At 70.9% G+C, this 26,597-nt stretch carries 22 protein-coding genes and 3 pseudogenes; 13 read left to right on the top strand and 12 right to left on the bottom strand.

The features are described from left to right. Nucleotides 1-382: 382 nt before the first annotated feature. From ACFWPI_RS07950 to ACFWPI_RS07940, 3 genes and pseudogenes are all read left to right on the top strand, one after another. The gene (locus tag ACFWPI_RS07950) at nt 383-664 is read left to right on the top strand and encodes a hypothetical protein (protein ID WP_380370950.1); all 282 of its coding nucleotides are present in this window, start codon (nt 383-385) and stop codon (nt 662-664) included. A 757-nt stretch (nt 665-1,421) separates the two neighbouring features. Next, a pseudogene (locus ACFWPI_RS07945) lies at nt 1,422-1,792 on the top strand (IS5/IS1182 family transposase); the annotation flags it as partial. A gap of 987 nt (nt 1,793-2,779) precedes the next feature. Beyond that, nucleotides 2,780-2,959, top strand: a complete 180-nt coding sequence (locus ACFWPI_RS07940) for a hypothetical protein (protein WP_380370947.1) — start codon at nt 2,780-2,782, stop codon at nt 2,957-2,959. 713 nt (nt 2,960-3,672) lie between these two features. Here ACFWPI_RS07940 and ACFWPI_RS07935 read toward each other — a convergent pair. Further along, entirely contained in the window at nt 3,673-4,965 is a 1,293-nt protein-coding gene (locus ACFWPI_RS07935; protein WP_380370944.1) for an MFS transporter, read from the bottom strand. Nucleotides 4,966-5,044: 79 nt separating this feature from the next. After that, nucleotides 5,045-5,638 (bottom strand): transcriptional regulator, encoded by a 594-nt coding sequence (locus ACFWPI_RS07930; protein ID WP_063352539.1) that lies wholly within the window; start codon nt 5,636-5,638, stop codon nt 5,045-5,047. 544 nt (nt 5,639-6,182) lie between these two features. Here ACFWPI_RS07930 and ACFWPI_RS07925 point away from each other — a divergent pair. Continuing rightward, on the top strand, nt 6,183-7,037 hold the full coding sequence (locus ACFWPI_RS07925) for a M4 family metallopeptidase (protein ID WP_380370941.1): 855 nt from the start codon (nt 6,183-6,185) through the stop codon (nt 7,035-7,037). Between the two features lie 283 nt (nt 7,038-7,320). On the opposite strand, the gene ACFWPI_RS07920 is transcribed toward ACFWPI_RS07925, so the two are convergent. Beyond that, nucleotides 7,321-7,707, bottom strand: a complete 387-nt coding sequence (locus ACFWPI_RS07920) for a hypothetical protein (protein WP_380370939.1) — start codon at nt 7,705-7,707, stop codon at nt 7,321-7,323. 166 nt (nt 7,708-7,873) lie between these two features. Between ACFWPI_RS07920 and ACFWPI_RS07915 the strand changes: the two genes are divergently transcribed. Beyond that, nucleotides 7,874-8,176 (top strand): hypothetical protein, encoded by a 303-nt coding sequence (locus ACFWPI_RS07915; RefSeq protein WP_380370936.1) that lies wholly within the window; start codon nt 7,874-7,876, stop codon nt 8,174-8,176. A 117-nt stretch (nt 8,177-8,293) separates the two neighbouring features. Here ACFWPI_RS07915 and ACFWPI_RS07910 read toward each other — a convergent pair whose 3' ends face one another. After that, nucleotides 8,294-8,785 (bottom strand): TetR/AcrR family transcriptional regulator, encoded by a 492-nt coding sequence (locus ACFWPI_RS07910; RefSeq protein ID WP_380370933.1) that lies wholly within the window; start codon nt 8,783-8,785, stop codon nt 8,294-8,296. A gap of 738 nt (nt 8,786-9,523) precedes the next feature. Here ACFWPI_RS07910 and ACFWPI_RS07905 point away from each other — a divergent pair. Beyond that, nucleotides 9,524-10,162, top strand: a complete 639-nt coding sequence (locus ACFWPI_RS07905) for a ParA family protein (protein ID WP_279634975.1) — start codon at nt 9,524-9,526, stop codon at nt 10,160-10,162. Next, nucleotides 10,162-11,454 (top strand): ParB/RepB/Spo0J family partition protein, encoded by a 1,293-nt coding sequence (locus ACFWPI_RS07900; RefSeq protein ID WP_380370930.1) that lies wholly within the window; start codon nt 10,162-10,164, stop codon nt 11,452-11,454. Before ACFWPI_RS07905 ends, ACFWPI_RS07900 begins: the two co-directional genes overlap by 1 nt. A gap of 115 nt (nt 11,455-11,569) precedes the next feature. Here the strand turns inward: ACFWPI_RS07900 and ACFWPI_RS07895 are convergent, their stop codons facing one another. Further along, nucleotides 11,570-12,250 (bottom strand): hypothetical protein, encoded by a 681-nt coding sequence (locus ACFWPI_RS07895; protein ID WP_380370928.1) that lies wholly within the window; start codon nt 12,248-12,250, stop codon nt 11,570-11,572. 149 nt (nt 12,251-12,399) lie between these two features. Further along, nucleotides 12,400-12,653, bottom strand: a pseudogene (locus ACFWPI_RS07890) (hypothetical protein); the annotation flags it as partial. A 306-nt stretch (nt 12,654-12,959) separates the two neighbouring features. On the opposite strand from ACFWPI_RS07890, the gene ACFWPI_RS07885 reads away from it, so the two are divergent. From ACFWPI_RS07885 to ACFWPI_RS07870, 4 genes are all read left to right on the top strand, one after another. Next, nucleotides 12,960-13,442 (top strand): hypothetical protein, encoded by a 483-nt coding sequence (locus tag ACFWPI_RS07885; protein ID WP_380370925.1) that lies wholly within the window; start codon nt 12,960-12,962, stop codon nt 13,440-13,442. Nucleotides 13,443-13,705: 263 nt separating this feature from the next. Then, nucleotides 13,706-13,933, top strand: a complete 228-nt coding sequence (locus ACFWPI_RS07880) for a hypothetical protein (protein ID WP_380370922.1) — start codon at nt 13,706-13,708, stop codon at nt 13,931-13,933. Nucleotides 13,934-14,165: 232 nt separating this feature from the next. Then, nucleotides 14,166-15,971, top strand: coding sequence for an ABC transporter ATP-binding protein (locus tag ACFWPI_RS07875; protein ID WP_380370920.1), 1,806 nt, complete (start codon nt 14,166-14,168; stop codon nt 15,969-15,971). 62 nt (nt 15,972-16,033) lie between these two features. Further along, nucleotides 16,034-16,675, top strand: a complete 642-nt coding sequence (locus tag ACFWPI_RS07870) for a nucleotidyltransferase domain-containing protein (RefSeq protein ID WP_380370917.1) — start codon at nt 16,034-16,036, stop codon at nt 16,673-16,675. 100 nt (nt 16,676-16,775) lie between these two features. On the opposite strand, the gene ACFWPI_RS07865 is transcribed toward ACFWPI_RS07870, so the two are convergent. Together ACFWPI_RS07865 and ACFWPI_RS07860 are read right to left on the bottom strand one after the other, a co-directional pair. Next, nucleotides 16,776-17,348, bottom strand: coding sequence for a dihydrofolate reductase family protein (locus tag ACFWPI_RS07865; protein ID WP_331744967.1), 573 nt, complete (start codon nt 17,346-17,348; stop codon nt 16,776-16,778). A 146-nt stretch (nt 17,349-17,494) separates the two neighbouring features. Beyond that, nucleotides 17,495-17,716 (bottom strand): annotated as a pseudogene (locus tag ACFWPI_RS07860) (hypothetical protein); the annotation flags it as partial. Between the two features lie 249 nt (nt 17,717-17,965). Between ACFWPI_RS07860 and ACFWPI_RS07855 the strand changes: the two are divergent. Continuing rightward, nucleotides 17,966-20,104, top strand: a complete 2,139-nt coding sequence (locus ACFWPI_RS07855; protein WP_380370914.1) for a HelD family protein — start codon at nt 17,966-17,968, stop codon at nt 20,102-20,104. 93 nt (nt 20,105-20,197) lie between these two features. Here the strand turns inward: ACFWPI_RS07855 and ACFWPI_RS07850 are convergent, their stop codons facing one another. After that, nucleotides 20,198-22,234, bottom strand: a complete 2,037-nt coding sequence (locus tag ACFWPI_RS07850) for a BTAD domain-containing putative transcriptional regulator (RefSeq protein WP_380370912.1) — start codon at nt 22,232-22,234, stop codon at nt 20,198-20,200. Nucleotides 22,235-22,397: 163 nt separating this feature from the next. On the opposite strand from ACFWPI_RS07850, the gene ACFWPI_RS07845 reads away from it, so the two are divergent. Next, nucleotides 22,398-23,276 carry an alpha/beta fold hydrolase gene (locus tag ACFWPI_RS07845; protein WP_380370909.1) on the top strand — a complete coding sequence of 293 codons (879 nt, stop codon included), beginning with the start codon at nt 22,398-22,400 and terminating at the stop codon, nt 23,274-23,276. A gap of 127 nt (nt 23,277-23,403) precedes the next feature. Here ACFWPI_RS07845 and ACFWPI_RS07840 read toward each other — a convergent pair whose 3' ends face one another. The 3 genes from ACFWPI_RS07840 to ACFWPI_RS07830 form a co-directional block, all read right to left on the bottom strand. Further along, nucleotides 23,404-24,720, bottom strand: a complete 1,317-nt coding sequence (locus tag ACFWPI_RS07840; RefSeq protein ID WP_380370906.1) for a nucleotidyl transferase AbiEii/AbiGii toxin family protein — start codon at nt 24,718-24,720, stop codon at nt 23,404-23,406. Further along, on the bottom strand, nt 24,717-25,406 hold the full coding sequence (locus tag ACFWPI_RS07835) for a hypothetical protein (RefSeq protein ID WP_380370903.1): 690 nt from the start codon (nt 25,404-25,406) through the stop codon (nt 24,717-24,719). The genes ACFWPI_RS07840 and ACFWPI_RS07835 overlap by 4 nt, the downstream gene beginning before the upstream one ends. Before the next feature lie 198 nt (nt 25,407-25,604). Beyond that, nucleotides 25,605-26,534, bottom strand: coding sequence for an ADP-ribosylglycohydrolase family protein (locus ACFWPI_RS07830; protein ID WP_380370901.1), 930 nt, complete (start codon nt 26,532-26,534; stop codon nt 25,605-25,607). Nucleotides 26,535-26,597 lie beyond the last annotated feature (63 nt).

The following is a 26,597-nucleotide window of genomic DNA, read 5'->3' as shown; positions in this document are numbered from 1 at the left end:
GTAGTCGTCGTGCAGCAAGCTCCGGATAGCACGACTGTGTCCTGGGCCAGGGGGTCGCGGCTCGGCGATTTTCCGCAGAAAATTCGTCGGCGGTCGGGCAGGGGCAGAGCCGCTGTTGGTCTTCGCCTCGGTAGCGGATGACTGGGTACGCGTCCTGCCACGGCCCGTGTCGACAGGCTCTACGACTCCGGCGAACCGGCCTACCTGTGCAGGCGCGGCATCCGTCGCACCATCCTGGAGAAGACCTACCAGATCCGTAGCCGAAAGAAGCTCGGCGGCGGCGACGGGGTACGACGAGTTGGCTGTCCGCTACGAGGCAACCGCGTTGATCGCCGCCGTATACGAGTAGCTGCGAAACGCCCCCCGCTGCGATCATGTGGCGGTGAACGATGGACTGCCCGACGGCTGGACGATCGAGCGAGCGCGCTCCGCATCAGAGGATCCTGAAGCCGCCTTGCTCACCCTCGAACGACTGGTCGTGGTCGAGGAGCACGGCCGCGCGGACTATGTCTCACTCCGACCCGACGTCATCCTGTCCCTCCACGGCCTGTGCCTCGTGCGAGCGGACGACGACTGGTACATGGGCGAGCTCGACTCCGACGGCTCAGTCATCTGCTGGGTCGCCTACGGTCCCGACTTGGGCGAAGCCATCCAGGGGTTGTGAGTATCAGGCGATCGGCTTGATCACTTTCAGCGTGCCTCAGTGGGGGAGAGGACCACCCCGACTTGCCGTGATAGGCGCTCCCCCGTAGGAGGCCGCAGGGGAGTCGAAGCCGTCGGCAATTCTTGTGTCGCGAGGGTGGGGGCCGCTTGCTGGGAACCGGCACACAGCGCTCGCGCCAATCGGAGCCCGATCTGTCTAGCAGTCAGCCGACGGATTTTCCGCAGAAAATTCGAGGGCTTCGATGGGGGAGCAGCATCAGCATCCGGACCAGCCGACTGGCAAGCGCACGCTCACGTGCTGCACAGCCACGACTCGGACCCGGGTTCGGGTTCGGGTTCCGGCTCATCAAGGGGCTTCCGTGCCGCCGATCCATGCCGTCCGGGCTGGCTCTTCCGAGCTTCTCCTCGAAGGCCGGCCAGAGTTCTCGACGGACATCCATCGTGCCTACGGGCAACGGCAACGGACGATGCCAGCAATGGACGATGCGGGGGCGGCCGATCCATGGGCCTTCGTCGAGGGACTCTGAATTTTCCGCAGAAAAGCCGATGCGCCATCGGCCAAAGCGATGCTCTGGACATCCACGGCGGCGCCGAGTTCGCCATCTCTACGTCCGCCGGTTGACCTGCTCTACGGCGCCTCTGCCTTCACGATCGAACCAGCAGCTCGTATCCGACCGGACCGATGGCCCCGGAAGTGCTCACCGGGACAGGGCCGCCACCCCCCGATCTCGACCGTACGGCTCATACCTCGGAGAGAACCCGGCCAGTGGGGCAGCGGGCCACAGCTGATGCCGGTCGTCGAACGCATTGGACTCAAGGGCCCCGGCGTGGTCATTCGCGCACACCCCCGACTGCCGCCGCAACTGTCGCTACCTGCGAAGGCGCCAGTTTCAAGCACACCATTCCGGAGAAGCAGGATCAGCGGGCCAACCGTCGGCGACGACGCAGCTGAAGAGATTGGCCGGGCTTCGACAAGGAGATGTACAAGCGCCGGAACGAGGTCGAGCGCACGGTCAAATCGGCTCAAGCATTCCCGGGCCCCGGGGCTGTGGCGACGCGCTACGACAAGCGTGCCTACGTTTTCACCGGCGCCGCCACGGTTTCCTCGATCCGGCTGTGGCTCAGGCCGTGGGTCGGTTTTTCAGGCCCGTCGCGATGCCGTCCCAATCCGGGCCGTGTAACCACAGACTCTGTGCCGCCTTCCGCATCAGTGCCGGCTCGCCCGGCCGTGGCAGAAGCACGAGCCGGTACGCCAGACTCCGCATCTGGACCGGCAGGTAGCCCCGTCAGCTAGCTGCGGGCACAGCTCCCGCAGCATGGCGAGGATCGCATCCGCGTCGGCGAAGGCCAGCTCCCCGGCGAAGTGACGAAGTAGATGGCGCTGACGGCCGGTACCTCGGTGCTGCCAGGAACCCGGGTCTACCGTGAGGCGGAGGCCCGGAGGCCCGGAGGCCCGGAGGCCCGGAGGCCCGGAGGCCCGGAGGGGAAGGGGAGCGGGTGAAGGTCCAACTTGCCGCGCTGCCGCAGCGGGCTGCGGTACGCCTGAGGTCGAGCTGGCTGGCCAGGAGGTGGCGGAGCTGGGGACGGGTTTCCGGCGGAAGGAGAAGCGGGCGCGATGTTCGGCACCTGCCCGGCGTGGGTGTGAGCGCGAGTGGCTTCTTCGAGGCCTCGGGAGCCGACTCCTCAGCGGTCAGAGGCGATTTGCATGCCGCAGGCCACTTCACGTTCAAGGGCCTGAACACAAAAGACGTCAGAAGACCACTAATAAACAAATCTCGATACGGCGCCGTTTTCGGACGACGTGGTGCTGGGCATGTCGACCCGTAGCCTTCCGATGGTGGTCGGGCCCTTCGGCATTTAGTTCGTATGCACAAGAAAGAGGGCGGTCCGGATGCGCGGTGCGGATGCGGTGGCCGAGGTGAGCCAGGTCGACGGTCGAGACTTCGCGACGTGTCGGGTGATCGACCCGACGAGTCCGGATGTGGGGGAGAGGGCAGGATGCGGCCTGGGGGAGTGGCGGAGCGTCGTCCACCAGAGCCGGGCGCCTCGCGCGGACGGGAGCCCGGTGCGCGGGGATGACTCCCGCTGTCGAGGTGCCACGGGACTCTGTGAGTCGGTGACCGAGTCCTGGAAGCTCATTGACGCCTGGCTGGCGAAGAATGCACCGGCCAGCCTGGCCGAGCTTCGCCCGCCCGCATCGCCCGAAGCCGTCGGGCGCACCGAGGAGCGGCGCGGGTTCGAGATCCCCGCCGATCTGTGCGAGTCGCTGCTGTGCCACGACGGAGACGACGCCTAGATCGCTGTCCTTCCGTGCGGCCCCTGTACTCCACGGAGGGGATCTGGGACGCCGACGATCCGGACCAGCAGGACGACCCGTGGTGGGGAGCGCGGTGGGCCTCGTTTGCCAGCCGCGACGGCGGCGAGCCCGACCTGTGGCACAACCACCTCGGAGGGCTGCCTACGACTCGGCCTACCTCGCCGGCTGGCCGAGCTTCGCTACTTGGCTCCACGCCGTCGCCCGGACGATGCTGCATCACGACGACCGCGATCACGTCGAGCCATTCAGGTCACCAATTCGCTTTCATATCAAGGTAGTTGATCTATAGATCTCACCGACCGGGCGGAACTCGGTTGAACTGCAAGCCCTTTGTGGGAGTCCTGCTCAGGCGTTGGGAACGCAACACCTGAACTGGGCGGACTGGTCTTCGGTGTTGCCCACTACCTGGTTGAAGAGCCCGCGATGCGGTGTGTCATCACATCCCGCACGAGGCCCGCCGTGAAAGCCAGTTGCAGGTGTCTGGTCATCGGACGCGACACGACCGTGGCGAGTGCGGTGCCGGACACCGGCCGAACTCCGCTGCCTACGCGAGAAGTTCGGAGCCTGTCGGCTGGAAGTCGCCTACGAATGGCTCCCGATAGCGGAGGCCTTCGCGAAGCCGTCCACGGTGCCCGGAGGGCAGTGCCGTCAGTGGCGCCGCAGGTGACGTGAGTGGGTCGCTGCCCGGCCGGTCACACCTGGTGCCGTCGGGGCAGTTCGGCGTGCCTGACCGGGGCGGAGGCCAGGGCGAGGGCCGCGCCCAGGCCGGCGACGGCGCCACAGCCGAGGAACACCGGTGCGGCGCCCCAGGTGCCGATGGCGGCGCCGACCAGCGGGTAACACAGGGGCGCGAGACCGACCATGGTGAGCATGACGACGGAGGTGACCCGGCCGAGATAGGCGGGGTCCGCGGCGGCCTGGATGAGGGCGTTGTCCAGGGCGCCGGAGACGCCCAGGCTCAAGCCGACAACTGCGGCCAGCACCGCGGCGGTCCACAAGGTCGGGACCAGTGCCATGGCGGCCGCTCCCGTGCAGCCCACGAGCAGTGTCGCGGCCAACACGGGGCCCGCGCGCGGCAGCCACCCGACGACGGCGAGCAGCGCGGCGCTGACCGCCGCTCCGGCGCCGAAGGAACCGACGATCCACCCGTAGCCGGAAGGCCCCCAGCCGCGTTCGGCGTTGAGCAGCACCATGCCGACGTTGAGGGTGCCGGTGAGGCCGAGTTCGCAGACGGCTCCGGCGGCGACGAGCGGGCCGATGAGGCGGTGGCGGCGGATGTAGCGCAGCCCGTCGAGGAGATCGGTGCGCGCGCTGCCGGGTTGCGGAGCGTCCTCGCCGCGTGCTCCGAGGGGACGTATTCGTACCGTCAGCAGAAGCGGCAGGGAGAGGGCGAAGAGCAGGCCGGCGGTGGCGAAGGCCGCGGCCGCACCGCCGAGGCCCATGGCGAGGCCGCCGATCGGCGGGCCCGCGATCTGGCCGAGGCGCATCGACAGGGACCGCAGACCGGTGACGCGGGCCAGCTGGTCGGGGCCGGTGATCCGCGGCGGGAGGGCCCCGACGGCGGGGATGAACAGCGCGTCCACGGCGCCGAAGACGAGCGCCACCGCGACCAGGACCCACAGGACCGGCGCGGTCAGCGCGATGCCGGCGGCCACCGCGAGGATGAGCAGGCAGCGCAGGGCGTCGCTGCCGAGGATCACCCGACGGGGGTCGGTCCGGTCGGCCAGCACGCCCCCGCCGAGCATGAGCAGCGCCCGCGGGAGCGCCCCGGCGGCCATGACGAGGCCCACCTCGGTCGGGCCGCCTGCCTTCTGGGCGGACCAGCCGAGGGCGACGAAGTACACGCTGTCGCCGACGAGCGAGGCGGTGTACGCGGCGAGCCAGCGCAGCACGTTGCCGTCACGGAAGGCCGGGATGCCGACGCGTTCGGGCGGGGCCGTTTCGGGCGGGGCCGTCTCGGGTGGTGCTGTCTCCGCGGTGGCCATGATGGGCTCCAGCAGGTCGGGACACATCCGTGTCAGGTGCGGGACGGGAAGAGGCGGAAGGGGCACAGAGGAGGAGGCGTCAGGGGCGGAAGGGGAAGCCGTAGAGGTGCACGGACACGTGCTCGCGGTCCTCGGTGTCACCGGCTGCCTTGGCGGCCTTGCCGCGCTCCCGCCAGCGTCGCCCCAGCGCCACGAGTTCGCCGTTAAGCTCGGCGAGTTCGGCCGGCGTCAGGTCGAGCATCCACTCGGAGCTGAACGCAGAGTCCGTCCACACCTTGCCCCAGGCGGCGCCCTGGTCCAGGTAGGCGCGGTACTGGGAGGCCCGGGTCTCGACGATGCCGCGGGTGACCGCGCCGACTGCGGCGGCTCCCTCGGGCGTGCCCGCGAAGTTCGAGTCCTGAAAACCCCAGCCCTCCTCGGAAGCCACCTGCCACCACCGTTCGCGGCCGTCCGCACTGCGGCCGCTCGCCGCGGTCACGAAACCGTGTTCGGCCAGCTTGCGCAGGTGGTAGCTGACCAGCGACGGAGCCGCGTCGACCTGTTCGGCGAGCTGGGAGGCGGTCGCGGTGCCTGCGGCGTACAGCAGCCGGTAGAGCTGCATCCGTAGCGGGTTCGTGAACGCCTTCAAGCGGGACAGGTCGGTGATCTGGTCGGGCTCGCGCTCGGGTTGCATGTCCTGACCGTAGGTCTGAAGGGAAAATTGCGCAATAAAGTTTTCAGATCTTCGGAGGAGCGATTCCCAGAGGGGTGATGCCGCCACCGCGTGGCCCGCTTCGGCGGTCGCCAGCCGACCACCCCGTCGGCGCGCGCAGTTCGGCGATCTCACAGTGGAAGCGCCGCGCGACCTGGACTCGGCCGCTCTCGATCCGGCCGGCGCCGACGGCGGGGCGGGGGTGGGTGCCGGGCAGCGGCCTGGTCCAGATCGTGCTGCTGGCATCGGCGGTGACGTCCGGGCGTTGGTGCCTGACGCTGTCGGAGATCTCGGAAATCAAGTGTCGGGGCATGATCCGATCGGCCTGATGACAGAGCGTCTCCCCCAGCGCGGGATCTGTCCGTCCGGCGGGACCTCCGGGTGGGATCGCCGAGCCTGTCGCTCAGGGGCAGTTAGCCCCAGCATCTGTCACGAATACTCAGGAAACGGCTCGGAACTGCTGATAGCGCCGCAGCCGGGATGGCCGGTGATCGTACTGGATTGCATGGATGCATAAGACACGCCCGTGCCCCGCCGTGAGATCTACGACGCCAGGAACAAAGAGAGCCTCCCGGGCGCCCTGGTGCGCTCCGAGGGCGAGGCTGCGAGCAAGGACGAACTGGTCAACAGCGTCTACGACACGCTCGGCACCACCTTCGACTTCTTCCTCACCGCGTACGGCAGGAACTCCCTCGACGGCGAGGGCGGCCCACTTCGGGCGACCGTCCACTGCGGTGGCAAGTTCGCCAACGTGTTCTGGAAGGGCGGGCGGCTGGTTCTCGGCGACGGCGACGGCGAGTTCATCCAGCTGCGTCCACGCGACCTCCTCGACGTCGTCGCGGCCAGCGTGAGCGGGCAGATCCTGAACCCGCAGCTCATGTACCTCGGTCAGTCGGGGGCGCTCTCCGAGTCCATCAGCGACGTCTTCGCCTCCCTCGTCAAGCAGTACTCGCTCGGCCAGAGCGCCGACCGGGCCGACTGGCTCCTCGGCGCCGGAATGCTCTCCCCTGGTCTCAAGGCCAAGGCGCTGCGCTCGCTGGCCGCACCCGGCACCGCCTACGACGATCCCCGGCTGGGCAAGGATCCCCAGCAGGCCCACATGGGCGGCTACATCGAGACCCAGCGGGACAACGGCGGGGTGCACCTCAACTCGGGTATCCCCAACCGCGCTTTCCACCTCTCCGCCACCGCCATCGGCGGCAACGCCTGGGAGAAGGCAGGCCGGATCTGGTACGACGCCGCGACCGGCGGCAAGCTCGCCGCCGATGCCACGTTCGCCGACTTCGCCAAGTTGACCGCGACCGTCGCCGAGGACCTCTACGGCAGCGGGACCGAACTGGACGCCGTCAACAACGCCTGGAAGTCGGTCGGCGTCCTCTGACCCCTTCCTCACCAACAGGTTGTCCGGCGGGCCCACAGGACAGGGCCCCGCCGGAAGAACGTGCCGAGCCGTTCGGCGTCCTCCGCCGCGTCGCTGGGTTTCCCTCGGCCGGGGTCACCCCGGTGGCTTCGAGAACGATCAAGTCAGCCCCCGGGGTGGGTGGCGGCGCGCCAGGACCATGGCCGTTGGACGCCCTGCCGGTTGAGGAAGTCCTGCAAGGCTGTCGGCTGCAGCACGGGCACAGGTACCGGTGCGGTTGGGGGAGGGGCCGGGGACGGGCCGGTCAGGCCAGCCAGCGCAGCACGGTCCAGGGGCCGGCGGGCAACGGGGAGAAGACGATCGTGGGTACCAGGAGCAGTCCGGCACTCACCCACCAGTAACGCCGGCCCCGTAGGCCGGTCAGGCTGCGGAGCCCGAGGTTGACCAGCCACCACAGCAGGCCGAAGACCGTCCAGACGACGACGCCGGCCACTATCCACACCATCGGGCCGTCGTTCTCGGTGGGTTCGCGCTGCCCGAGCCCGAGCCAGACCAGCGGGTAGTTGAGGAAGAACACCAGCGTGAACATCAGCGGGACCATGGCGGCGAACCCCAGCGCGACGTTGGCCAGCACCGGGGCCGCCCACGCCGCCCGCCTCGGCTGGGCCTCAGGCGCTGCGCAGGGGTGCATGGTGCTTCTCCAATGCCCGGTAGAGCTCGATCAGTTCGACGTCGTATTGCCCTGGCTGCCCACCGCCGAGGAGGCGCCCGGATTCGCAGCGAGAAGGGCGTCCGTTGGGGAGAGCGGGCGGGCCTCGGCTGCCTTCGCCTGATCAGCTGTTCCGGATACTTCTTCCATGGGAAGCAACAGGAAGCCATTCTGGCGCACGCTCGGAACTCCGAAGACGCTCGCCCTGTACCGCACGCCCGACCGGTGGCGGTTCGCCGTGTACTTCGAAGCGCCGGGAGGGGTCGCCGACGGTTTCCTCGATCGTCCCGCACCCTCCTGCGAGGCCGAGTTGGCCCAGTTCGCTCTGCGCCTCAGGACCGAAGAGATCACCCATCGGGATCTTGAAGTCTCGTGGCAGCCCACCGATCGACCGGACTGGTGGATCGGAGTCATCACCAGGGTCGGCCCACTCCTCGATACGGATCACTGATCCGCCCTCGGCAGCCAAGTAGCGAACCCGGCCAACCTATGCCGTCACAGCACCGGTAGGGCTGTGCCAGGAGACGAGGTCGACCTCGCCCGTGACGGCGTCGGCCGTGGTGTCGAATCAGCCGTGGGCGACGTCCTCGGGCACCGACCGGGCGAGGGTGTCGGCTACCGTCGTGCAGGCGAGCCGGGCCACGGAGCGCAACTCGGCGTCGGGGGAGTCTGCCCGGCTCAGTACGGCCAGCGACTGGTTGACGGCGACGACGAATGCGGCGAGTTCGTCGAGCGTCCGGGGGTCGGCCGAGGAGTCCGCCAGTGCTGTGCGCACCCGTTGGCGCTGCACGTCGAGCAGACGGCGCACCTGCGCGCTGTTCTCCTCCTTCAGCGTCGGCGACTGCGCGGCGGACTGGGTGATGAGGCACCCTGCGGGGACCGACGGGTTGGCGATGCGGCCCAGGACGACGCCGAAGAACGCCTCGACCGCGCGCACTGGACCACCGGGGTGTGCCGCAAGCGCCTGCTCGTACTGCGTGCCGTAGATCGACGCGTAGCGGTCGAGGCACTGGCCGCCGCCGACGACGTGCAGGGCCCCGTCCTCCCCGACTGCGGCCACTACCCGGCCGAGGAGGCCCCGCAGGCGATGCTGGCCGCGCTGACCGCGTTCCTGGCCCCGTACCGGGACGGGGCGACCGCAGAAGACGCCCTCACGGCACGCGTCGGCCCCACCACCCCGACCCGCGAGGTCGACTCCGCGGACACGGCCTCGACGACCGTTGCCCAACCCGCTTCGAACGCCCGTCGGCAGGCGTCGGATACTGACCGCTGTGACCGCTGAGCCCTCTCTTCTGACTGACCCCCGTGCTTGTGGGGGAGGAGCTTCTTTCTGGCCTGCGCGGAGCAGTGATGCCTTTGCCATTTCTTGATCAGGGCTCACGCTGCCGGATAGCGAACTGCGGTGATCTGTTGAACTGTCAGGAAACGGCAGGGAGGTGTTCCATACGCCAGAGCTGCGCGGGGGCGCACGGCTGTTCGGGGCGGCCGGTGAAGGCGAATGCGTCCCGGTAGCGGTGCCGTCCCTATGCCGCTGCCCGTGCGTCACGCTCTCTTGCGATGGCGGGATTCGGGGCCGGGTCGTCGGGGATATTCGGCGGGTCCTCGGAAATCAGGGGCTCAGAGAAACGGACATTGTGCTTCATGACACGCGGGTCGTGTCGGCATCAGGCCTGATCATCTGGAATGCTGTTCCAGTCCGCCGTCACCGGCTTTGATCGGCGGGCATCCGCAGTACCGGGCAAGCGGCCCGGGAAGCCCACGGAGAGAACGGAACATCATGAAGCCATCTGTACTTGTCGTGTCCACTGACCCTCAGGGATCGGCCGTCGTCTGGGCGGAGCGGGTGGGGGACAACCTGCCCTTCGATTTCATGGCGGCGCACGACCAGGCCGATCAGCTGCTCCACCTCAAGAACACCGGTGCCAAGGTCCACGTCATCGCCAACCAGAAGGGCGGCGTCGGCAAGACCACGACCACGGTGAACCTCGCGGCGTGCACCTTCGACGTCCTCGGCGAGAAGGACGAGTACGAGCACATCTTCATCGACACGCCGGGCACCCTGGCCGATGAGGAGATCCTGCGCAGTGCTCTGGAGATAGCGGATGACGTCCTGGTCCCGATGATCACCGAGCCGTTGTGCTTCGACCCGACGGCGCGGACGATCCAGAAGGTCATCGAGCCGATGGACATCCCCTTCCGGGTCGTCATCAACAACTGGGACCCCCGGGACGGCCGCGCCGACCTGGAGGACACCGAGGCGTACATCGCCGCGAAGGGGTGGCCGCGGGCCAAGACGGTCCTGCGGCGTTACAAGATCCACTCCCGGGCGGTGGCCGAGGGAACGGTCGTCACCCAGTACAAGGAGAGCGGCACCGCCTACCGGGCCCGCGAGGACTTCTTCCGGCTGTCCCTCGAGCTCGGATACGGGGGTCGCTGATGGCCGGCCGTCGTGTTTCCTTCGCCTCGATGGCGGCCGACCCGGTCGTCGACGCCCCCGGGGTGGTCAGCAACCAGGAGACTCCGGCCCGGTGGGTCCCCACGGGGCCGGACTCTCCGGCCCGGTGGGTTCCCACCGCCAACTGCCTCCCCAACCCGCGCAACCCGCGCGACGACCTGGGCGACCTGTCGGACCTGGCGAGCATCAAGGACCGCCAGCTGCAGAGCTGCCTCGCCGTCACCCCGGACGCGTACCTCCGGCTCTGGCCGGAGGACGAGGGCCTGCTCGCTGCGGGCCCACAGGACGTGGTCATCGTCAACGGCAACCGGCGCCGGGCCGCTGCCGCGCTGTACGGGCGCGAGCAGCTGCTCGTCGTCGTGGACGACTCGGTGGCGGACTCCAAGGCGACCCTGCTGCGCGCGGCGCTCGACGAGAACATGGCGCGCAAGGACTTCGACCCGATCGAGGAGGCTAACGCGGTCCTGCTCATCGTGGCGCAGTACGCCACCGCCAAGGAGGCCGCCGAGGCGGAGGGCTGGTCCCAGAGCTGGATCTCGCACCGCAAGAACCTGCTCAAGCTCCACCCCGAGCTGCAGCGGCAGGTGCGGGCCAAGGCGCGGGGCGAGGAGGGCGTCTCCATCAACGTCGCCCGCCGTCTGGGATCGGTCAAGGGCATCGAGGCGATGTCCCTGGCCGAGCAGACGGAGCAGTTGGAACAGTTGCTCCAGGCCGACGCCGATGCCGTCGCGGCGAAGCGGGCGGCGAAGCTGGGGGCCCGGGCGGCGGCGGCTCAGGCCTCCGCCGACGGGGCGACTCCTCAGCCCGCGCCGCAGCGACCCGTCGCATCCGCGAGCGGGCCTGCGGAGAGCGCGACCGCGACCGCGACCGCGGCTGTGAGCGCGGCTGCGTCCACGGCCACCGTCACGCCGTCGCCGGTGGATCCGTCGCCGGCGGATCCGTCGGCCTCGGCTACCCGGTCGAAGCCCGCCAGTTCCGGCGCGGGTGAGAGCTCTGCTTCGGCTCCGAGCACCGAGTCTGCTTCGAGCACGGAGTCCGCTCCGAGCGCCGAGCGATTTTCCGCGGAAAATTCCGAGCCTCTCCCGATGCCGGAACAGCGAGCCGAGGCCTCCCCGGCCGAGCAGTCGTCGGCCACGCCGTCCGCGGAACTCGGCGATGTCGACTGGCACGACGTCGAGGAACTCGCCGACGCCATCTGCCGCACCCTCTCGGCCGACGAGGCCTACCGCCTCGCCGACGCCCTGGCCAACCGTCTGCTGACGACCGACAGCTGACGCGACTTCCGGTGCCCGCCCCGTCGTTCGCACGGGGCGGGCACCGGATCGGCTTCCCTCGCCGGTGCCTGCGGGAGGGAAGCGTGGACTTCTTCGGCCGTCCGAACGGTGCCGCTCACAGTCCGGCTTCGTACGTCCCGGGCGGCACGGGCGTCCCGTCGTACGGGAGATAGCACCTCATGCGGTACGACAGCAGGTGCTGTACGAGGTCGCTCGCCAGGAACGGCTCTTCCCACTCCCACTGGGCACCGCCGCGGCAGGCGGTGCAAGAGGCGTCCCGGTGGCTGCGGCACACCGCGCGGCGGGCAACGTGCTGGGTGCGCATCTGGAGTCGCCCGGACAGCCAGATCTCCGTATGGGCTCTCGCCTTCTGCGGCTTGCAGCGCAGCAGAACGCAAACCTCTTCGACGCTGAGCACCCGCAGGGCAACGCCCAGGCGGGCGTGCTGGCTGACCTGTGAGGTCGCCAGGCCGGGCAGGAGTTGCTCGGTCAGGCTCGGCTCAAGCCGCTTGATGAGCTGGTAGCTGGCTCTCTTGCTGTCCTCCCCTGCGGGGAGATCGTGGATCAGCCAGATGAGCGGGCTGTGCACCACACTGGTCGCCTTCCGGTTCGCCCGCAGGAGGCGCGCGGCGTCCTTGAAGTCCTGGCAGGACTTCTCATCCTCAAGGCGCTCCAGGAGGTTGCGACGTGCCTCGGCGTACTTTCCGAACGGCCGGTGTCCGTAGTCGACGACCTTGATCTTCGTCTCGGGAGCCGTCACCAGCTTGGCTGCTATCCAGGCCCACTCCGTCAGCATGGGACCGACCTAGCCCACCCCGGTGCTCCCGGAGGAGGCCTCGTCGCGGACTCGGGTGGTGACGGAGAGCGGTTTCGGCCGCCCGAAAGTTCGGGTGGGAAAGGTGTTTTGACGCTGCGTCGACTGGTGCATTCCGCCGCGGCGTGCGGTCAGGTCTGTTCGTTCCCGGTCCACGCGCGGAGCTTTTCCGGGTTGCGGACGGCCCAGATGCGGCTGACGTGGTCGCCGGTGGTTTCGAACGCGGCGACGGTCACGGTGACGCCGGTGTGCTGGGCGACCAGGCCGGGGCGGCCGGAGTTGTTAGAGCTGCCGGAGTCCGTGCGGCGCGGATGCGCCGACGGCCCGAGGACGCCAGTTGTCGGCAGGCCGCGGGCGTCCGGTCGACGATCTCGGAGACCTCGGCGCCGCACCTCACATCTCGCGGGCCTGCGTCGTCGGACTGCCGAGTACGTGCTCGCCGCGATCTTGGCGTGGCGGCCGGGCGGCGGGCCTCCCCGCCCCATCCTGTACGCGGCGGGCTTCCTCGCACTCGCCTCGGTCCAGGTTGGCGTTGCGTCAGGCGCTGCCGGGTGCCTCTGGTGCCGACCCGCTGCGACGCACCCCGTGACGCCCGCCGAGCCTCGGGGGCCCCGCGCCGTACCGTCAGCGACCCGTCTGCGGGCTCGGGCCGGGGCGCCGCAGTGTCGGTGGTGTCTGGTACGAAGGCCCTGTGACGGAGGACGAGATCATCAAGCGGCTCATCGAGCAGAATGCCGGAGAGCGGCCTTCGCCCGCGCCTCCGGAGGCCGTGTCCGGGCTCGAAGCAGTTGTGGGGCACCCGATGCCGTCTTTGCTCAGACGGATCTATCTCGAGGTCGCCGATGGCGGATTCGGCCGCTGGGGCGGTGCCCTGTCGCTCACCGAGTACCGTGACGAACCGCCCGTACTGGAGGCGTACCTCGGGTGGCGCGAGGGCTACGGCGCGGACTATCCGACACCGGTGGTACCGCTACTGCCCTGGGGCTGCGCTATCTGGTCGCTCGTCGACTTCAGCACTCCCGAGGGGCGGATGTGGGGCTGGGACCCGAACGGCGGGTGCTTGCGCCACTCCCTCTTTCCCGAACCGTTCACCCTGTCCGAGCGGCTCACCGGCTGGCTGGACGGCCGGGAGGACTTCCCGCAGCCGTCCAACCGGGCTGACTGCTCGGAGTGAGTGGTTCGGCATGGCGGTATGGCTATGGCCTGACGCGAATGATTGCTCGGGACCAATGGGTCACCCGGAAATCCGCAGACTGGTGGCGGCTCGTCACGCACGGTTTCTTGGGGGATTCTTGACCGGGAAATCGAAGCGGGCGCTCGTCGAGTTGGACAATCCGGAAAAATCGTCAAATTTTCACATTTTGCACAATCGATGCTTGTGCATTGCGGAGGTGAGGATGACGATGGACCGAGGGGGACTTCGAAAGAAGGTTGATCATGTCATTCCTCGGACAGTTCCAGTCCTTCGGGCGGTTCCGTGACGACTGGGGCGGCGGTGGTCGCGGTGGCGACTACGGCGACTTCGGCGGCGACTTCGGTGGCGACCGTGGCGGCTACGGCGGCTACGACGACTTCGGCGGCGACTTCGGTGGCGACCGTGGCGGCTACGGCGGCTACGGAGGCGACCGCGGCGGCTACGGAGGCTACGGCGGAGGCCGGTGGTAAGGATCGCTTCCCTGTGAGAGCGGGCCGGGCACGTGTGCCCGGCTTTGCCGTGTCGGCCGGGAGTGACCCCGTGCGGGCCCGCGCCGGCCGTGCGTGTGGAGACCTTCCATTTCCGGAGCAGGGCCTCTTTGATCGGGAGTTCCTCTCAATCCGGAAGTGATCTGGGCTCGGGGACGAGCGAGAAGACCGTGAGATGACGAGGAAACACAGGCTTCGGTCGGCTCTGCGACGCTTGCTCACGGTCGCCGAGACCTCCGATGTGGTCGCCGCGGCACCGCCGGTCCCGCTCCAGGCGATCTTCCGGCGGTTCTGGCCCTACACCAAGGGCGGCCGCCGATGGCTGGTGGTGCTGCTGGCCCTGGTCGCGGTGGGCCCGGCGATCGAGGCGATGGAGATCTGGCTGTTCAAGATCGTCATCGACGACATGCTCATTCCGCACCGGCTGAACCTGTTCCTGCCGATCGCCCTCGCCTATGTAGGGCTGACCCTGCTCTCCGGAGTACTGGGCTTCGCCCGCCGGGTGATCTCCACCTGGGTCAGCGAACGCTTCCTGCTCATCCTGCGGTCGGACGTGTTCCGGCACATCCAGGGCCTGTCACTGGGCTTCTTCGAGCGCCGGCGGCTCGGCGACGTGCTGTCCCGGGTGACCGGCGACGTGGACGCGGTCGAGACCTTCCTGCTCTCCGGCATCGTCAACGCGCTCGGCCAGGTGGCGCGGCTCGGCATCTACGTCGGCCTGCTGCTGGTGCTGCGCTGGGAGCTGACCCTGGTCGCGTTGGTCGCCGCGCCGCTGTTCTTCCTCACCGCCCGCCGCTTCGCCAAGCTGATCCGGGCGGCCTCGCGCGAACGCCGCCAGCGCAGCGGCTCGATCAGCGCGGTCGCCGAGGAGACGCTCGGCAACATCGCGCTCGTCCAGGCGTACAACCGCCAGGGCTGGGAGCACGCCCGATTCCAGCGCGAGAGCATCGGCCGGTACCACGCGGCGATGGCCTCGACCAGGATCGGAGCGCTCTACGGGCCGGCGGTCGACTTCGTCGAACTGCTCGGCGGCCTGGTGGTCATGGGCCTCGGGGCCTGGGAACTCGTGCACGGTCGGCTCACCTTCGGTGGCCTCATCGTCTTCCTCACCCTGCTGAGCAGGCTCTACGGCCCGATCCAGAGCATGTCCGGACTCGGCAACACCTTCTACGCGGCCTCCGCCGCCGCTGAGCGGATCATCGAACTGCTCGACCAGCGTCCACAGGTGACCGATCCCGTCACCCCCCGGCCGCTCGGTCGCGCCCGGGGCGGCATCGAGTTCGACGACGTCACCTTCCGTTACCCGGAGGTGGAGGCGCCCGCGCTGTCGGGGGTGTCCTTCGAGGTGGCACCGGGGGCGACGCTGGCCCTGGTCGGCGCCAGCGGTGCGGGCAAGTCCACCGTCGCCAAGCTGCTGCTGCGCTTCTACGACCCGGACGACGGCGCGGTACGGCTCGACGGCCTCGACCTGCGGGACCTCGCCCTCACCGACCTGCGCGAGAACGTCGCGGTGGTGCTCCAGGAGACCCTGGTCTTCCACGGCACCGTCCGGGAGAACATCGCCTACGGGCGCCCCGAGGCGAGTGAGGCCGAGATCCTGGCGGCGGCCCGGGCGGCGGACGCCCACGAGTTCATCACCCGGCTCCCGGACGGCTACGACACCCTGGTCGGCCAGCGCGGTCGCCTGCTCTCCGGCGGCCAGCGCCAGCGCCTCGCGATCGCCCGCGCGATGGTCCGGGACGCCCCCGTCCTCATCCTCGACGAGCCCACCACGGCCCTGGACGCGGAGTCGAGCCAACGGATCATGGGCCCGCTGCGTCTGCTCATGGCCGATCGCACGACGATCATCATTTCGCACAACCTGCTGACCGTCCGCGACGCCGACCAGATCGTCCTGCTCGACCAGGGCCGGATCGTCGCCCACGGTACCCACACCGAGCTCCTCCTCCGCAGCTCCGTCTACGCGGGCCTGCACCGGTTGCACCACCCGCCGGGCGAGTCCGTGGAGGCCGTCCCCTGAGTCGTCGCCCGGGCGTACCGATCTCGGCCACGGCGCTGCAGGGCTGTTGGTAGATTCCTGGCGTGAGTGAGCAACTGCCCGGCGGTGGGGTCGAGCTGTCGGCCGACGAGATTGCGGCCCTCGACGACAGGTGGTCGTCGTGCTGGACGCCGGAGGAGGTCGCGCGGCGGTTGGCGGGGGTCGGCACGCCGTGGTGTGTGGCTGCGGGGTGGGCGTTGGACCTCTTCCGGGGCGGGCAGGCGCGTGCGCACGGGGACATCGAGATCGCGATTCCGGCCGCGAGCTTTCCCGAGGTCCGCAGCCGCTTCCCCGGGTACGTCTTCGACGCGGTGGGCAGCGGCCGGATCTGGGAGGACGCCGCACCGGGGGTGCTGGCCGCCACCCATCAGACCTGGCTGCGCGATCCGGCCACCGGTGACTACCTGCTCGATGTGTTCCGCGAGCCGCACGACCGGGACGTCTGGATCTGCCGGCGCGATGAGAGGATCCGCTTTCCCTACAGCGACATCATCCGCCACACGGCAGATGGCATCCCGTACCTGGCGCCCGAGCTGGTCCTGCTGTTCAAGGCCAAGCACCTCCGCCGGAAGGACCAGGCGGACTTCGACACGACCGTCCCGCTGATGACCCCGGCGCAGCGCGAGACCCTGGCCGAGCTGCTCGCCTGCGTCCACCCCGGGCATCCCTGGCTCGCGGACCTGTAGCCCCCGCGCCGACGGCTCGCAACGGCGGGACGTGGCCCCTGCGGCGGGGCCGGCGCCGCGCGGTGGTCGGCGCGGGGGCTTACCGGGTCTGCGGGGAACGTCAGCGGACGACGTCGAAGACCTGCTTCTGCAGACCGTTGGGGTAGACCTCGTGCTCGACGAGCGTCAGCTTCTGGGTGTCCTTGTCGGTGGTGCTGAACAGGCGCTTGCCCGCGCCGAGCAGGAGCGGGAAGACGAGCAGGTGGTAGCGGTCGACCAGACCGGCGTCGGAGAGGGCCTGGTTCAGGGTCGCACTGCCGTGCACGATGATCGGGCCGCCCTCGGTCCGCTTCAGCGCGGCAACCTCGTCGAGTGAGCGCAGGATCGTGGTCTCGCCCCAGTTCGACACCAGGTCGTCCTCGGTGAGGGTGGTGGAGACGACGTACTTCGGCATCACCTTGTAGTCGGCGAAGTCCGCCATGTCGGGCCACACCGAGCTGAAGGCCTCGTAGCTGACCCGGCCCAGCAGCATCGCGGTGGCCTCCTGCTGCTCCCGCCCCTTGATCTCGAAGGCCTCGGGAAGGAACTCGATGTCCTTGAAGGTCCAGCCGGAGTTCCGGTAACCGGGCTCCCCGCCCGGGCCTTCCACAACGCCGTCGAGCGAGATGAAGGCGGTGCTGATCAGGGTGCGCATCTCTGGTTCCTCGGTGTCTCGGATCTGGATTCTTCCGGGTCTGCCGACCTGGTCGGCATCGGATGCCCTGCTGCCGGCCGCCGATGTGATCAAGGTAGCCGGGCCGGTCGAACCAGGCCACCAGCCGGGGCCGCGGTGCGTTGCCGTCAGCCCCTGGGGAACTCGCCGCCGTCCACGACGAGATTGCTCCCCGTCAGCCAGCCAGCCAGCCAACCAGCCAGCCAACCAGCCGGCCAACTCGCCCGGCCGGACAGGAGGAACAGCACCGCGTCGGCGATGTCGTCGGGTTGGCCGTCGCGCCCAAGCGGGGGAGTGGTGGTGTCCTGGCCCGGCCCCGCGTCCAGGCGCGCCCACTGCTCGCGCGTCGCTAGGCGCTATAGGGGCGTCCCATGGCGTGCCGGTTCCGTCGTACGCCGTCGCCAGCCGCTCACCCTGCGGCCCCGACGTGCTCAGCGGCCACCCGTGCGCGACTATCTGGCGTTACATCAGATGTGGTGTGTGGGTTGAGAGTTGGGGAAGTTAGGCGCCGAGGGCGCAACGGCGGCGCGTTCGTCAACTTTTACTTTCCCCCGCCCGCCCCCGCATAGTGACGGCCCGAACCAGAGAGGAGGCCCGTCGTGCCGTACAGCGATGACCGTGCCGAGTGCCAGGTGCAGGCGGAAAACGTGCAGGTGGGGGCCGTGTGCGCCGAGTACGACCGGCGTCTGGAGCAGGCGCGCGCCGAACTGGCCCGTACCCTCGCCGCGCCCGCCGACGGCGCCGGGGCCGTGTACGAGCGGGACGTGGAGGCCGCGCGGTGGGCCGGGGAGGTGCGCCGCCTGGAAGGCGCCGGCCACGGGCTGGTGTTCGGCCGCCTCGACACCGCCGACGGCACCGCGCTGCGGATCGGGCGCCTGGGCCTGCACACCGAGGCGGACGAACTGCCGCTGCTGGTGGACTGGCGGGCCGAGGCCGCCAGGCCCTTCTACGAGGCCACGCCCGTCCACCCGATGGGCCTGCGGCGCCGGCGCCACCTGCGTCTGGACGGCCGCACCGTCGCCGCCGTCAGCGACGAACTGCTGGACGGCTCCGACCCCACCCGCGAGGACGTGATCGGCGACGGCCCGCTGCTGGAGGCCCTGTCGGCCCGGCGCACCGGACGCATGGGCGCCGCGGTCGCCACCCTCCAGGCCGAGCAGGACGCGATCGTCCGCTCCCGCCACCGGGGGGTGACGGTGGTGCAGGGCGGCCCCGGCACCGGAAAGACGGTGGTGGCCCTGCACCGCGCCGCGTACGTGCTGTACGCCTTCCCGCGCGCCGCCGAACGCGGCGTCCTCGTCCTGGGCCCCAACGCCCGCTTCCTGGACTACATCTGTCAGGTGCTGCCCTCGCTCGGCGAGAACGACGTCGCCCTGGCGACCTGCGCCGACCTCGCCCCCGCCACCCCCGGCCCGGCGGCGCCCGAGGAACCGCAGACCGCCCGCCTCAAGGGTGACCCCGCCCTCGCCGACGCCCTGGCCGCCGTGGTCCGCGCCCACCAGGCCCCGGCGGCGGACGGCCTGGCCATACGGGTCGGCCAGGAGGAGGTGCACCTGCCGCAGTCCGACCTCGCCGTTGCCGCCCGCGCCGCCACCGCCGACGGCCTCGCCCACAACCGCGCCCGCGACCTGTTCAAGGACCTGCTGGCCGACGCCCTCACCCGCGCCCTCGAACGCGACACCGCCGACACCCTCGACCAGCTCGACGCCGAGGTCGCCCAGCTCACCGGCCTCAACCTCGACCGCGTCGCCGCCGCCGATCTGCGCCGGCTCGGTCTCGACGGCTCACGTGCCCACGAGGCCGTGGGTAGCGACGATGCCGCGGGTGCTGGCGGCACCGCGGGAACCGACGGCACCTTCGACGCCGAGGCCGTCCGCGCGGCCCTGCTGGACGACCCGCACCTCGACCGCGTCCTCGACACCCACTGGCCCGCCCTCACCCCGCACGACGCCGTCCGCGCCCTGCTCACCGACCCCGCCGCCCTCGCCGCCCACCTGCCCCACCTCTCCGACGACCAGCGCGCCCGCCTGCTGCGCGCCCCTGACGCCCCGTGGACCGACGCCGACCTTCCGCTGCTGGACGAGGCCGCCGCCCTGCTCGACGGTCCCCCGCAGCGCAGTTGGGGCCACGTCGTCGTCGACGAGGCCCAGGAACTCACCGCGATGCAGTGGCGCGCCGTGCTGCGCCGCTGCCCCACCCGCTCGATGACCGTCGTCGGCGACTTCGCCCAGGCCGGCCCCGCCGCCCAGGCCCGCGACTGGCACGAGGCCCTCCACCCGCACACCGGGAGCCGCTTCGACCTGCACACCCTGACCGTCAGCTACCGCACCACGCAGGAGATCCTCGCCACCACCACCGACCTGCTCGCCCGCATCGCCCCCGGCCAGGCCCGCGCCCGCGCCATCCGCCACGGCGAACCCCCGCGCACCCTCACCGCCCCGGCCCACGGCCTCGCCGCCGCCGTCCTGGCCGAACTGCGCGCCCAGACGGCCGCCCACCCCGGCGACCTCCTCGCCGTGGTCTGCGCAGACGCCCGCCTGCCGGAGCTGGAGGCCGCCGGCCTGCCCGGACACGTCCGCCTCGTCCCCGCCTCCGAGGCGCGCGGCCTGGAGTTCGACGCCGTCCTCGTCGTCGACCCCGACCAGATCACCGCCGCCCGCCCGGCCGGCGAACGCGACCTGTACGTCGCCCTCACCCGTGCCACCCGCCGCCTGTGCGTGATCAGGACCGCGGGGTAGGCCGGGCAGGAGCGGGAGCGGGAGCGGGAGCGGGTTCGGCCCGGTAGACGGTGAGGTGCCGGCCGGGGGCGCCGGGTACCCGGGCGGCACCGCCTACCCCGCTCCGGCGCATGCCTCCGCCTCCGCCAGGTACCGCGCCACCGGGCCCAGCGTCAGCATTCCACTGGCGGCGCCGGCATGTTCCGCACGGGCACCGCGCAGGGAAGCCCCGGCGCGTGCGGCGATTCCGGGCTCGCCGAGGCGTACGGCGGCGCGGGCGGTCAGGCACCACATGGCCTCCTGCATGTGGTCACGCGCCGGTTCGGGCACCGCGGCGAGGGCGGTACGGGCCTCCTCGACCCGCTCCTGGGCGAGCAGCACGAGGGGGCGCGCCCAAGGCCGGTACGGGCCCCAGTCGAGGTGCGGGTCGGTGGGCGCGGGCCGGTCGTGCAGCAGGCGCAGCCCGAGGAGCGCGAGCGCGAACAGGCCGCGGTGCAACCCCGGCATTCCGGCCTGCTGGAGGGCGTTCTCGGCGGCCCGGTAGTGCGCTGCGGCCGTGGCGGCGGTCGGCCCGCCCGGTTCGGTGCTGCGGGAGGCCGTGGCCTGGGCCCGGAACCACCCGGTGAGGACGGGGACGAGGGGCGCCTCGGTGGTGGCGGCGAGCCGCTCGGCGGCCTCGGCGTGCGAGGCCGCGGCGTCGAGGTCTCCGAGGGCCGAGGCGGACTGGAGGCGGACGAGTCGGCCGAGTACGGCGAAGTTCGGCAGCTCGTGCCGGGCGGCCAGATCGAGGATCTCGGCGCCGATCCCGTCCCGTACCGCCGCGAGCCCGGGGCGGGCGAAGGACTGCAGGAACACCCCGTTGAGGGCGAAGACCAGCAGGGCGGGATCGGCCAGGCCCCGCGCCAGCGCCTCCGCCTGTTGGGCCGCCTGCCGCGCGCGGCCCAGCTCGGCCGCGGACAGGTCGGCGCTGCGGCTCTCGACGGCGACCGTGGCCAGGAGGCGGGCCGACAGGTCGGCGGGGCCGTCGGTGCTGCCGGTGCCGCCGGTGCCGCCGGTGCCGAGCGCGGTGAGCGTGCGCTCGGCAGCCGCGACGACTGCGCGGGACTGCTCGGGGTCGTCGGCCCGGCTCCAGATGGCGGGCACGTCGTAGGCGCCGATGATCCGGGCGGTCAGGGAGAGGTCTCCCGTGCGTTCCGCAGCCTGAATGGCGGCGAGGCGGTCGCGTCGCGAGTGGACGAGGGCGTCGCCACCCGCCAGTGCGAGGGTGCGGGCCAGATCCACGGTGGTGCGCGGGCCGAGCCGGACGCCCGGGCCGCGCCACCCGGTACGGGCGCCTTCGAGGGTCGCGGCCCCGTTGAGGATGTCCGTCTCCAGACGCCGGAGTTCGGCGCCAGGGTCGAGTCCGAGTTGATCGACAAGCATCGCGCGGGCGCGGCGGAGGGTGGCCAGCGCGTCGGCCTGGCGGCCCGCGCGGTACAGCGCGCGGGCCAGCAGCCCCCAGGCCGGCTCGCGCCACGGGTGTTCGGCGACGTGGGCGCCCAGTTCGGCGACGAGACCGGCCCCTTCACCGGAGTCACCGGATTCACCTGAGTCATAGGAGTCACCGGAGTCGAGGAGGAGGCGGGCGCGCAGTTCCACCGCCTCCAGCCGCAATTCCTCCAGCCGGGTCCGCTCGCGTTGCGCCCATGCGGCGCCGGTCACGTCGGCGTACGCGGGGCCGCGCCAGTCCTTGAGTGCCGCGCTGAGGTCGGCCGCCGTGTCGGGGTTGGGCACCGTGTCGGGGCTGGTCACTGTGCCGGGGCGGCGCCGGGCGCGGGCCAGGGTGTCCTGGAAGCGGTGGGCGTCCACGTCCTCACGCGGCAGGCGCAGCGCGTAGCCGGGCCCTTCGGTGACGATGACGCGCGGCGCATCGCGGGGCGGCCGGTCGGGTTCGAGGGCGCGGCGCAGCGCGGCGACGAACGTACGCAGAGCGCCCACGGCGCGGGCCGGTGGATCGGTCCACAGGTCGTCGACGAGGGTGTCGGTGGTGACCATCCGCCCCTCGGCGGCGACGAGCCGGGCGAGCACCTCACGATGGCGGGGGCCGCCCAGGTCGATCGGGCTGCCGTCGTCGCGGAAGGCTCGCACGGCACCGAGCACGTCGATTCGCATGCCCCCATCCTCCGTGCCGGGGGTCGCCTGCGCTTGACCGTACTGATCGGCTGCTGATCGGGGCGTGGTGACCGGTCTGTGCTGGCGACCGGTACTGATCCGTTGCTGATCGCCGTCGCCCAGGCTGGTCCGGTCAGCCCCCGACCGACAAGGATGGCCCTTCATGACGCTCACCATTCCCGGCTTCGACCCCGTCCGCCTGCCCGGTGCGGACGGGGTGGAGCTGGCTGCCGCCGTCGGCGGCAGCGGGAGCCCGGTCGTGCTGTTGCACGGTTTCCCCCAGACCCACCTGATGTGGCGCCACGTTGCCGAGCGGCTCGCCGACGAACACACGGTGATCTGCCCCGACCTGCGGGGCTACGGCGCCAGCGACAAGCCGGCGGCCACCGACCCCGAGGTGTACGCCAAGCGCACCATGGCCGCCGACGTCGTGAACTTGGCGGCCGCCCTCGGCCACGAGCGCTTCGCCCTCGTCGGCCACGACCGGGGCGCCCTGGTCGCCTTCCGGGCGGGGCTGGACCACCCTGAGACCGTCACGCACCTGGGCATCCTCGACGTCGTGCCGACCCTCGACATGTGGAACGTCCTGCACGGCGTCCCGGCGGCGGTCGGCTACCACCTCTTCCTGATGGCGCAGCCGCCGGGCCTGCCGGAGGCGATGATCGCCAACAGCGCGGACGCGTTCTTCGGCTCGTTCCTCGACTCCTGGGCCAACGACGCGACCGCCGTTCCCGAGGATGTCCGTGCCGAATACCTGCGGGCGAGCGCGGCCGCGGTGAGGTCGATCGTCGCGGACTACCGGGCCTCGGCGGGCATCGACGTCACGCACGACCGAGCGGACCTGGACGCGGAGTCGCAGCTGGCCATGCCCGTGACGGTCGTCCAGCAGGACTGGGGCGCGCAACTGGGCTATGACGCGGCAGCGGTGTGGAAGGCGTGGGCGCCGGACCTCGACCACCGGCTGACCCGGGCGGGGCACTTCATGGCCGAGGAGGCTCCCGACGAGATCGCGGAGGCGATCCGGGAGCTGCTGGCCCGCTGAACCTCCCCTTCCCGGCTCGCCGACTGACTGACCGACCGACCGGGCCACGGTCGGTCGGTCGGCGAGCCTTGGGCTTCCTCGGCGGTCGGGAACCTCTTCCCGTGTCGGGTACCCGCCCGGGTCGGTGTCAGGTGTGGGTGCCGTCCGCCGGGGGCTCGTCGGCGAGCTCGGCGAGCTCGGCGGCGTAGCGGGCGGCGGCCTCCGCCAGCTTGCGGGTCTTCCGGTCCGGTTTGTCGCTGAGGTGGGCGGCGACGGCGCGGTGGGCGTCTTCGAGGTTGCCGTCAAGGTCGTCGCCGAGTAGTTCGCGGGTGATCACCAGGGAGTTGTCCGGGAGCACGTGCCGCTGGGACATCCGTTGCTGGACCTCGGCCATGCCCTCGCGCGCGAGCACCTCCCGCAGTTCCTCGATCAGCGGGGCCAGCCACTGGGCGCGCAGTGCGTACTCGCCGTGGTCGGCGAAGGTCGCGTGGAGCCCGGCGAGCAGCTGCGCCGGGTACTCCTCCACGGGTCCGGTGAACTGCGGGTAGTCCTTGGCGAATTCGTCCCAGTCGACGTAGAGTCCGGCGATCTGCTCCGGGAGGACCGGCCAGCGCGACCAGCTCTCGTCGGACTGGGTGAAGACCTGCCGCAGCAGGTCGTAGGGCACCTCGTCGGTGCGCGAGAGCAGGATCGCGTCGTAGAGGTCCTTGCCCTGCGGGTGGTTGTCCGAGACCAGCCAGAGGATCTTCCACGCGAGGGAGAGTTGTGGCGTGGCGGCGAACAACCGGCCGGTGACGCCGGGGAGCTGGTAGGACTGCGGTGGGACGGGCAGGTGTTCGGTGAAGACGAAGTCCAGCTGGACGGTCCCGCCCGGGATGCCGGGTGCCGACCACGGCAGGACGAGCCGGCGCCCGGGAATCCGGCTGTACGTCCAGATCTCGTCGCTGACCGCCTGGTCCGCGTGCAGCCGCACCGCGCCCGAGAGCCGTTCGGCGTCGGCGGCGAGCTCCTCGAACATGCGGTCCGTGCGCTCGTCCTCCAGCTGCCAGTCCGTCGGGCGGACCACGAAGTCCAAGTCCCCCGGCTCCCGTGCCTGCTCGCCGTACCAGGCCCGCAGCAGGACGCTCCCGCGCAGGACCAGGTGCTCGGCCCACTGCGAGCCGGCGACGGCGGACAGCACGGTGTTCAGCGCCTCGCGCCGCGCGGCGAGCCACCGTTGGGCGAGCTGCGGGTCGGTGAAGGCGGGTTCACTGGGCCGCAGGGCCCGGGTGTACCCGGCGAGGGCGGGGTCGAAGACCGGCTGCTGGCTCACCGCCTCGTCGTCGATCGGCCGGACGCTCCTGGGCAGGCCCCGGTCCTCGCGGACGTCCTCCGGCGGCGGCTGCCGGGGAAGCCGGACGCCCTGCCACGGCCCGTATTGCAGTTCCTCCCACGCCACTGGCGACTGGGGCTGGTCCTCGGTCATCGCGGGTCTCCCTCTCCGTACGGTCCGGCACTGTGTTCGTGTCCGTGCTTCTGCTCGCGCTCGCTGATCCATCCGTCGTCCAGGGCCTCGTCGCTGTCCACGGCGACGAACTCGCGCTCCACCGACACCACCTCGCGACCGTCGGCGGCAAGGCCCCGGAGCAGCGCGTCCAGGCGCTGGCCCGCGGTGCTCAGGCCGACCAGGCGGCACCGCTGGGTCACGAACCACTCGCGCCGACCGTCGTCGCGTATTCGGCGCGGGTTGTGCGACAGGTGCGCGCCGTGGCGGACGGCCAACTCGGCGAGGTCTGCAAGGCGGGCAGGGTCGGCGAGACGGGCAGGGTCGGCCGTGGGATGCGGGTCCGGGAGCAGCAGCTTGACGTGGTGCTCGAAGTACCGGCGCGCCCCGTGCGGCACGGCGTCCTCGTCCGAGACCGGAACGCCCTCCGCCCATGGCGTGGCCTCGATCTTCGTCCGCAGGACAGTGAAGCCGGCCCGAACCAGCCGGCCCGTGGTGCGGGACGTCGCCGCAGCGACCTCGTCCAACGAGCCGTTGGCGCGCAGGGTGAGCATCGGCTGCGAGGGCGCCGCACCGCGTGCCAGCAGGATGTGGGTGAACTTCAGGCCATGACCGTCGGCCCACCCGGCCAGCGCCTCGGCGGCGCCGGGCTCCACGGTCAGGTGCACCTCGAAGTCACCCCGGAGATCGGGAGGACCGGACCGGTCGTCACGGTGTTGGTCAGGACGGATGGCGAGCATGGGAGCATCCTGCCAAGCCCCTGTGACAACGCCTCGCGCGCCCGGGCGCGCAGCGAGCTTTCGCTGGACCGGTCGCGGTCCTGTCGTCATACCGGTCGGTGGCGCGCCGCGAGTTCTCGGGCGAGGTCAGCCCCCGAGGCCGTCCACCAGGTCAAGGAGATCGGGCAGTTGCAGGACCCGTCCGCCGGAACCCGGTAGCGGGATGTGCAGCGGCTCGGTCCATCGGGAGGGGATCGCGTCCAGTCCGTAACGGGCACCCGCAAGCCCGCCGGTGACCGCGGCGACGGTGTCCGTGTCGCCGCCCAGGTCGACGGCCGCGCGCAGCGCGCCCTCGAAGCTCGTCGTGGTGCGCAGAGCCCAGACCGCTGACCCCAGGCAGGGCCAGACGGCGCCGTTGAACTCGGTTGCCTGGTCCGGGTGCCAGCCAGGATCGAGGACCGTCGCGTATCGCGGGCGGTGATCGGGATGGATGAGCGCCAGAACGTCAGGGAGCGCGCGGAGGGCGTCGTTGTCCTCCAGCGTGACGCGTATGAGTTCGTGGAAGATCGCGGTGCCTTCCCAGGCGGCGCGGTCGCCGTGGGTGAGGGCGGCGATGCGCCGAGCGGCATCCATGGTGGCGGCCTGTCCCGCACGTGCGAAGTGGACCGCGGATGTCGATGCCCGCATCAACGAGCCATTACCTGCTGCCCGCAGGTTGACCTGGAAGTGGATCGCGGCGGCCAGATCCCAGGGCATGCCGTTGGTGAGGACGTCCTCGGTCTGCAAGCCGATGTCCTTGGGTTCGGATGCCGCCCACCGCTGGAAGCGGCCGAAGATGTCCGACAGGTCCAGCCCGCCCCGCTGCACCAGTGACTCCGCCACCATCACGGCCATCTGCGTGTCGTCCGTGGCCTCGCCCGGATCCCAGCCGCCACCTCCGCACATCTCGGCACCGGCACCGGGGACGGGGAACCGCGCAGAGAACGCTCCTTGGGGACCGAACTCAAAAGGAGCTCCAAGCGCGTCACCCACAGCCGAGCCGACAACCGCGCCGGCAGCCCGCTGAATCCGCTTCATTGGTGCAGGCTATCGGTGCGGCTGGTGCCAGGCGGCGGGCAGGCGGTTGGGGACGTTCCGTCG

Source organism: Kitasatospora sp. NPDC058492, assembly GCF_042720685.1.
GTDB lineage: Bacteria > Actinomycetota > Actinomycetes > Streptomycetales > Streptomycetaceae > Kitasatospora.
This window is presented reverse-complemented; position numbering and strand designations above follow the sequence as displayed.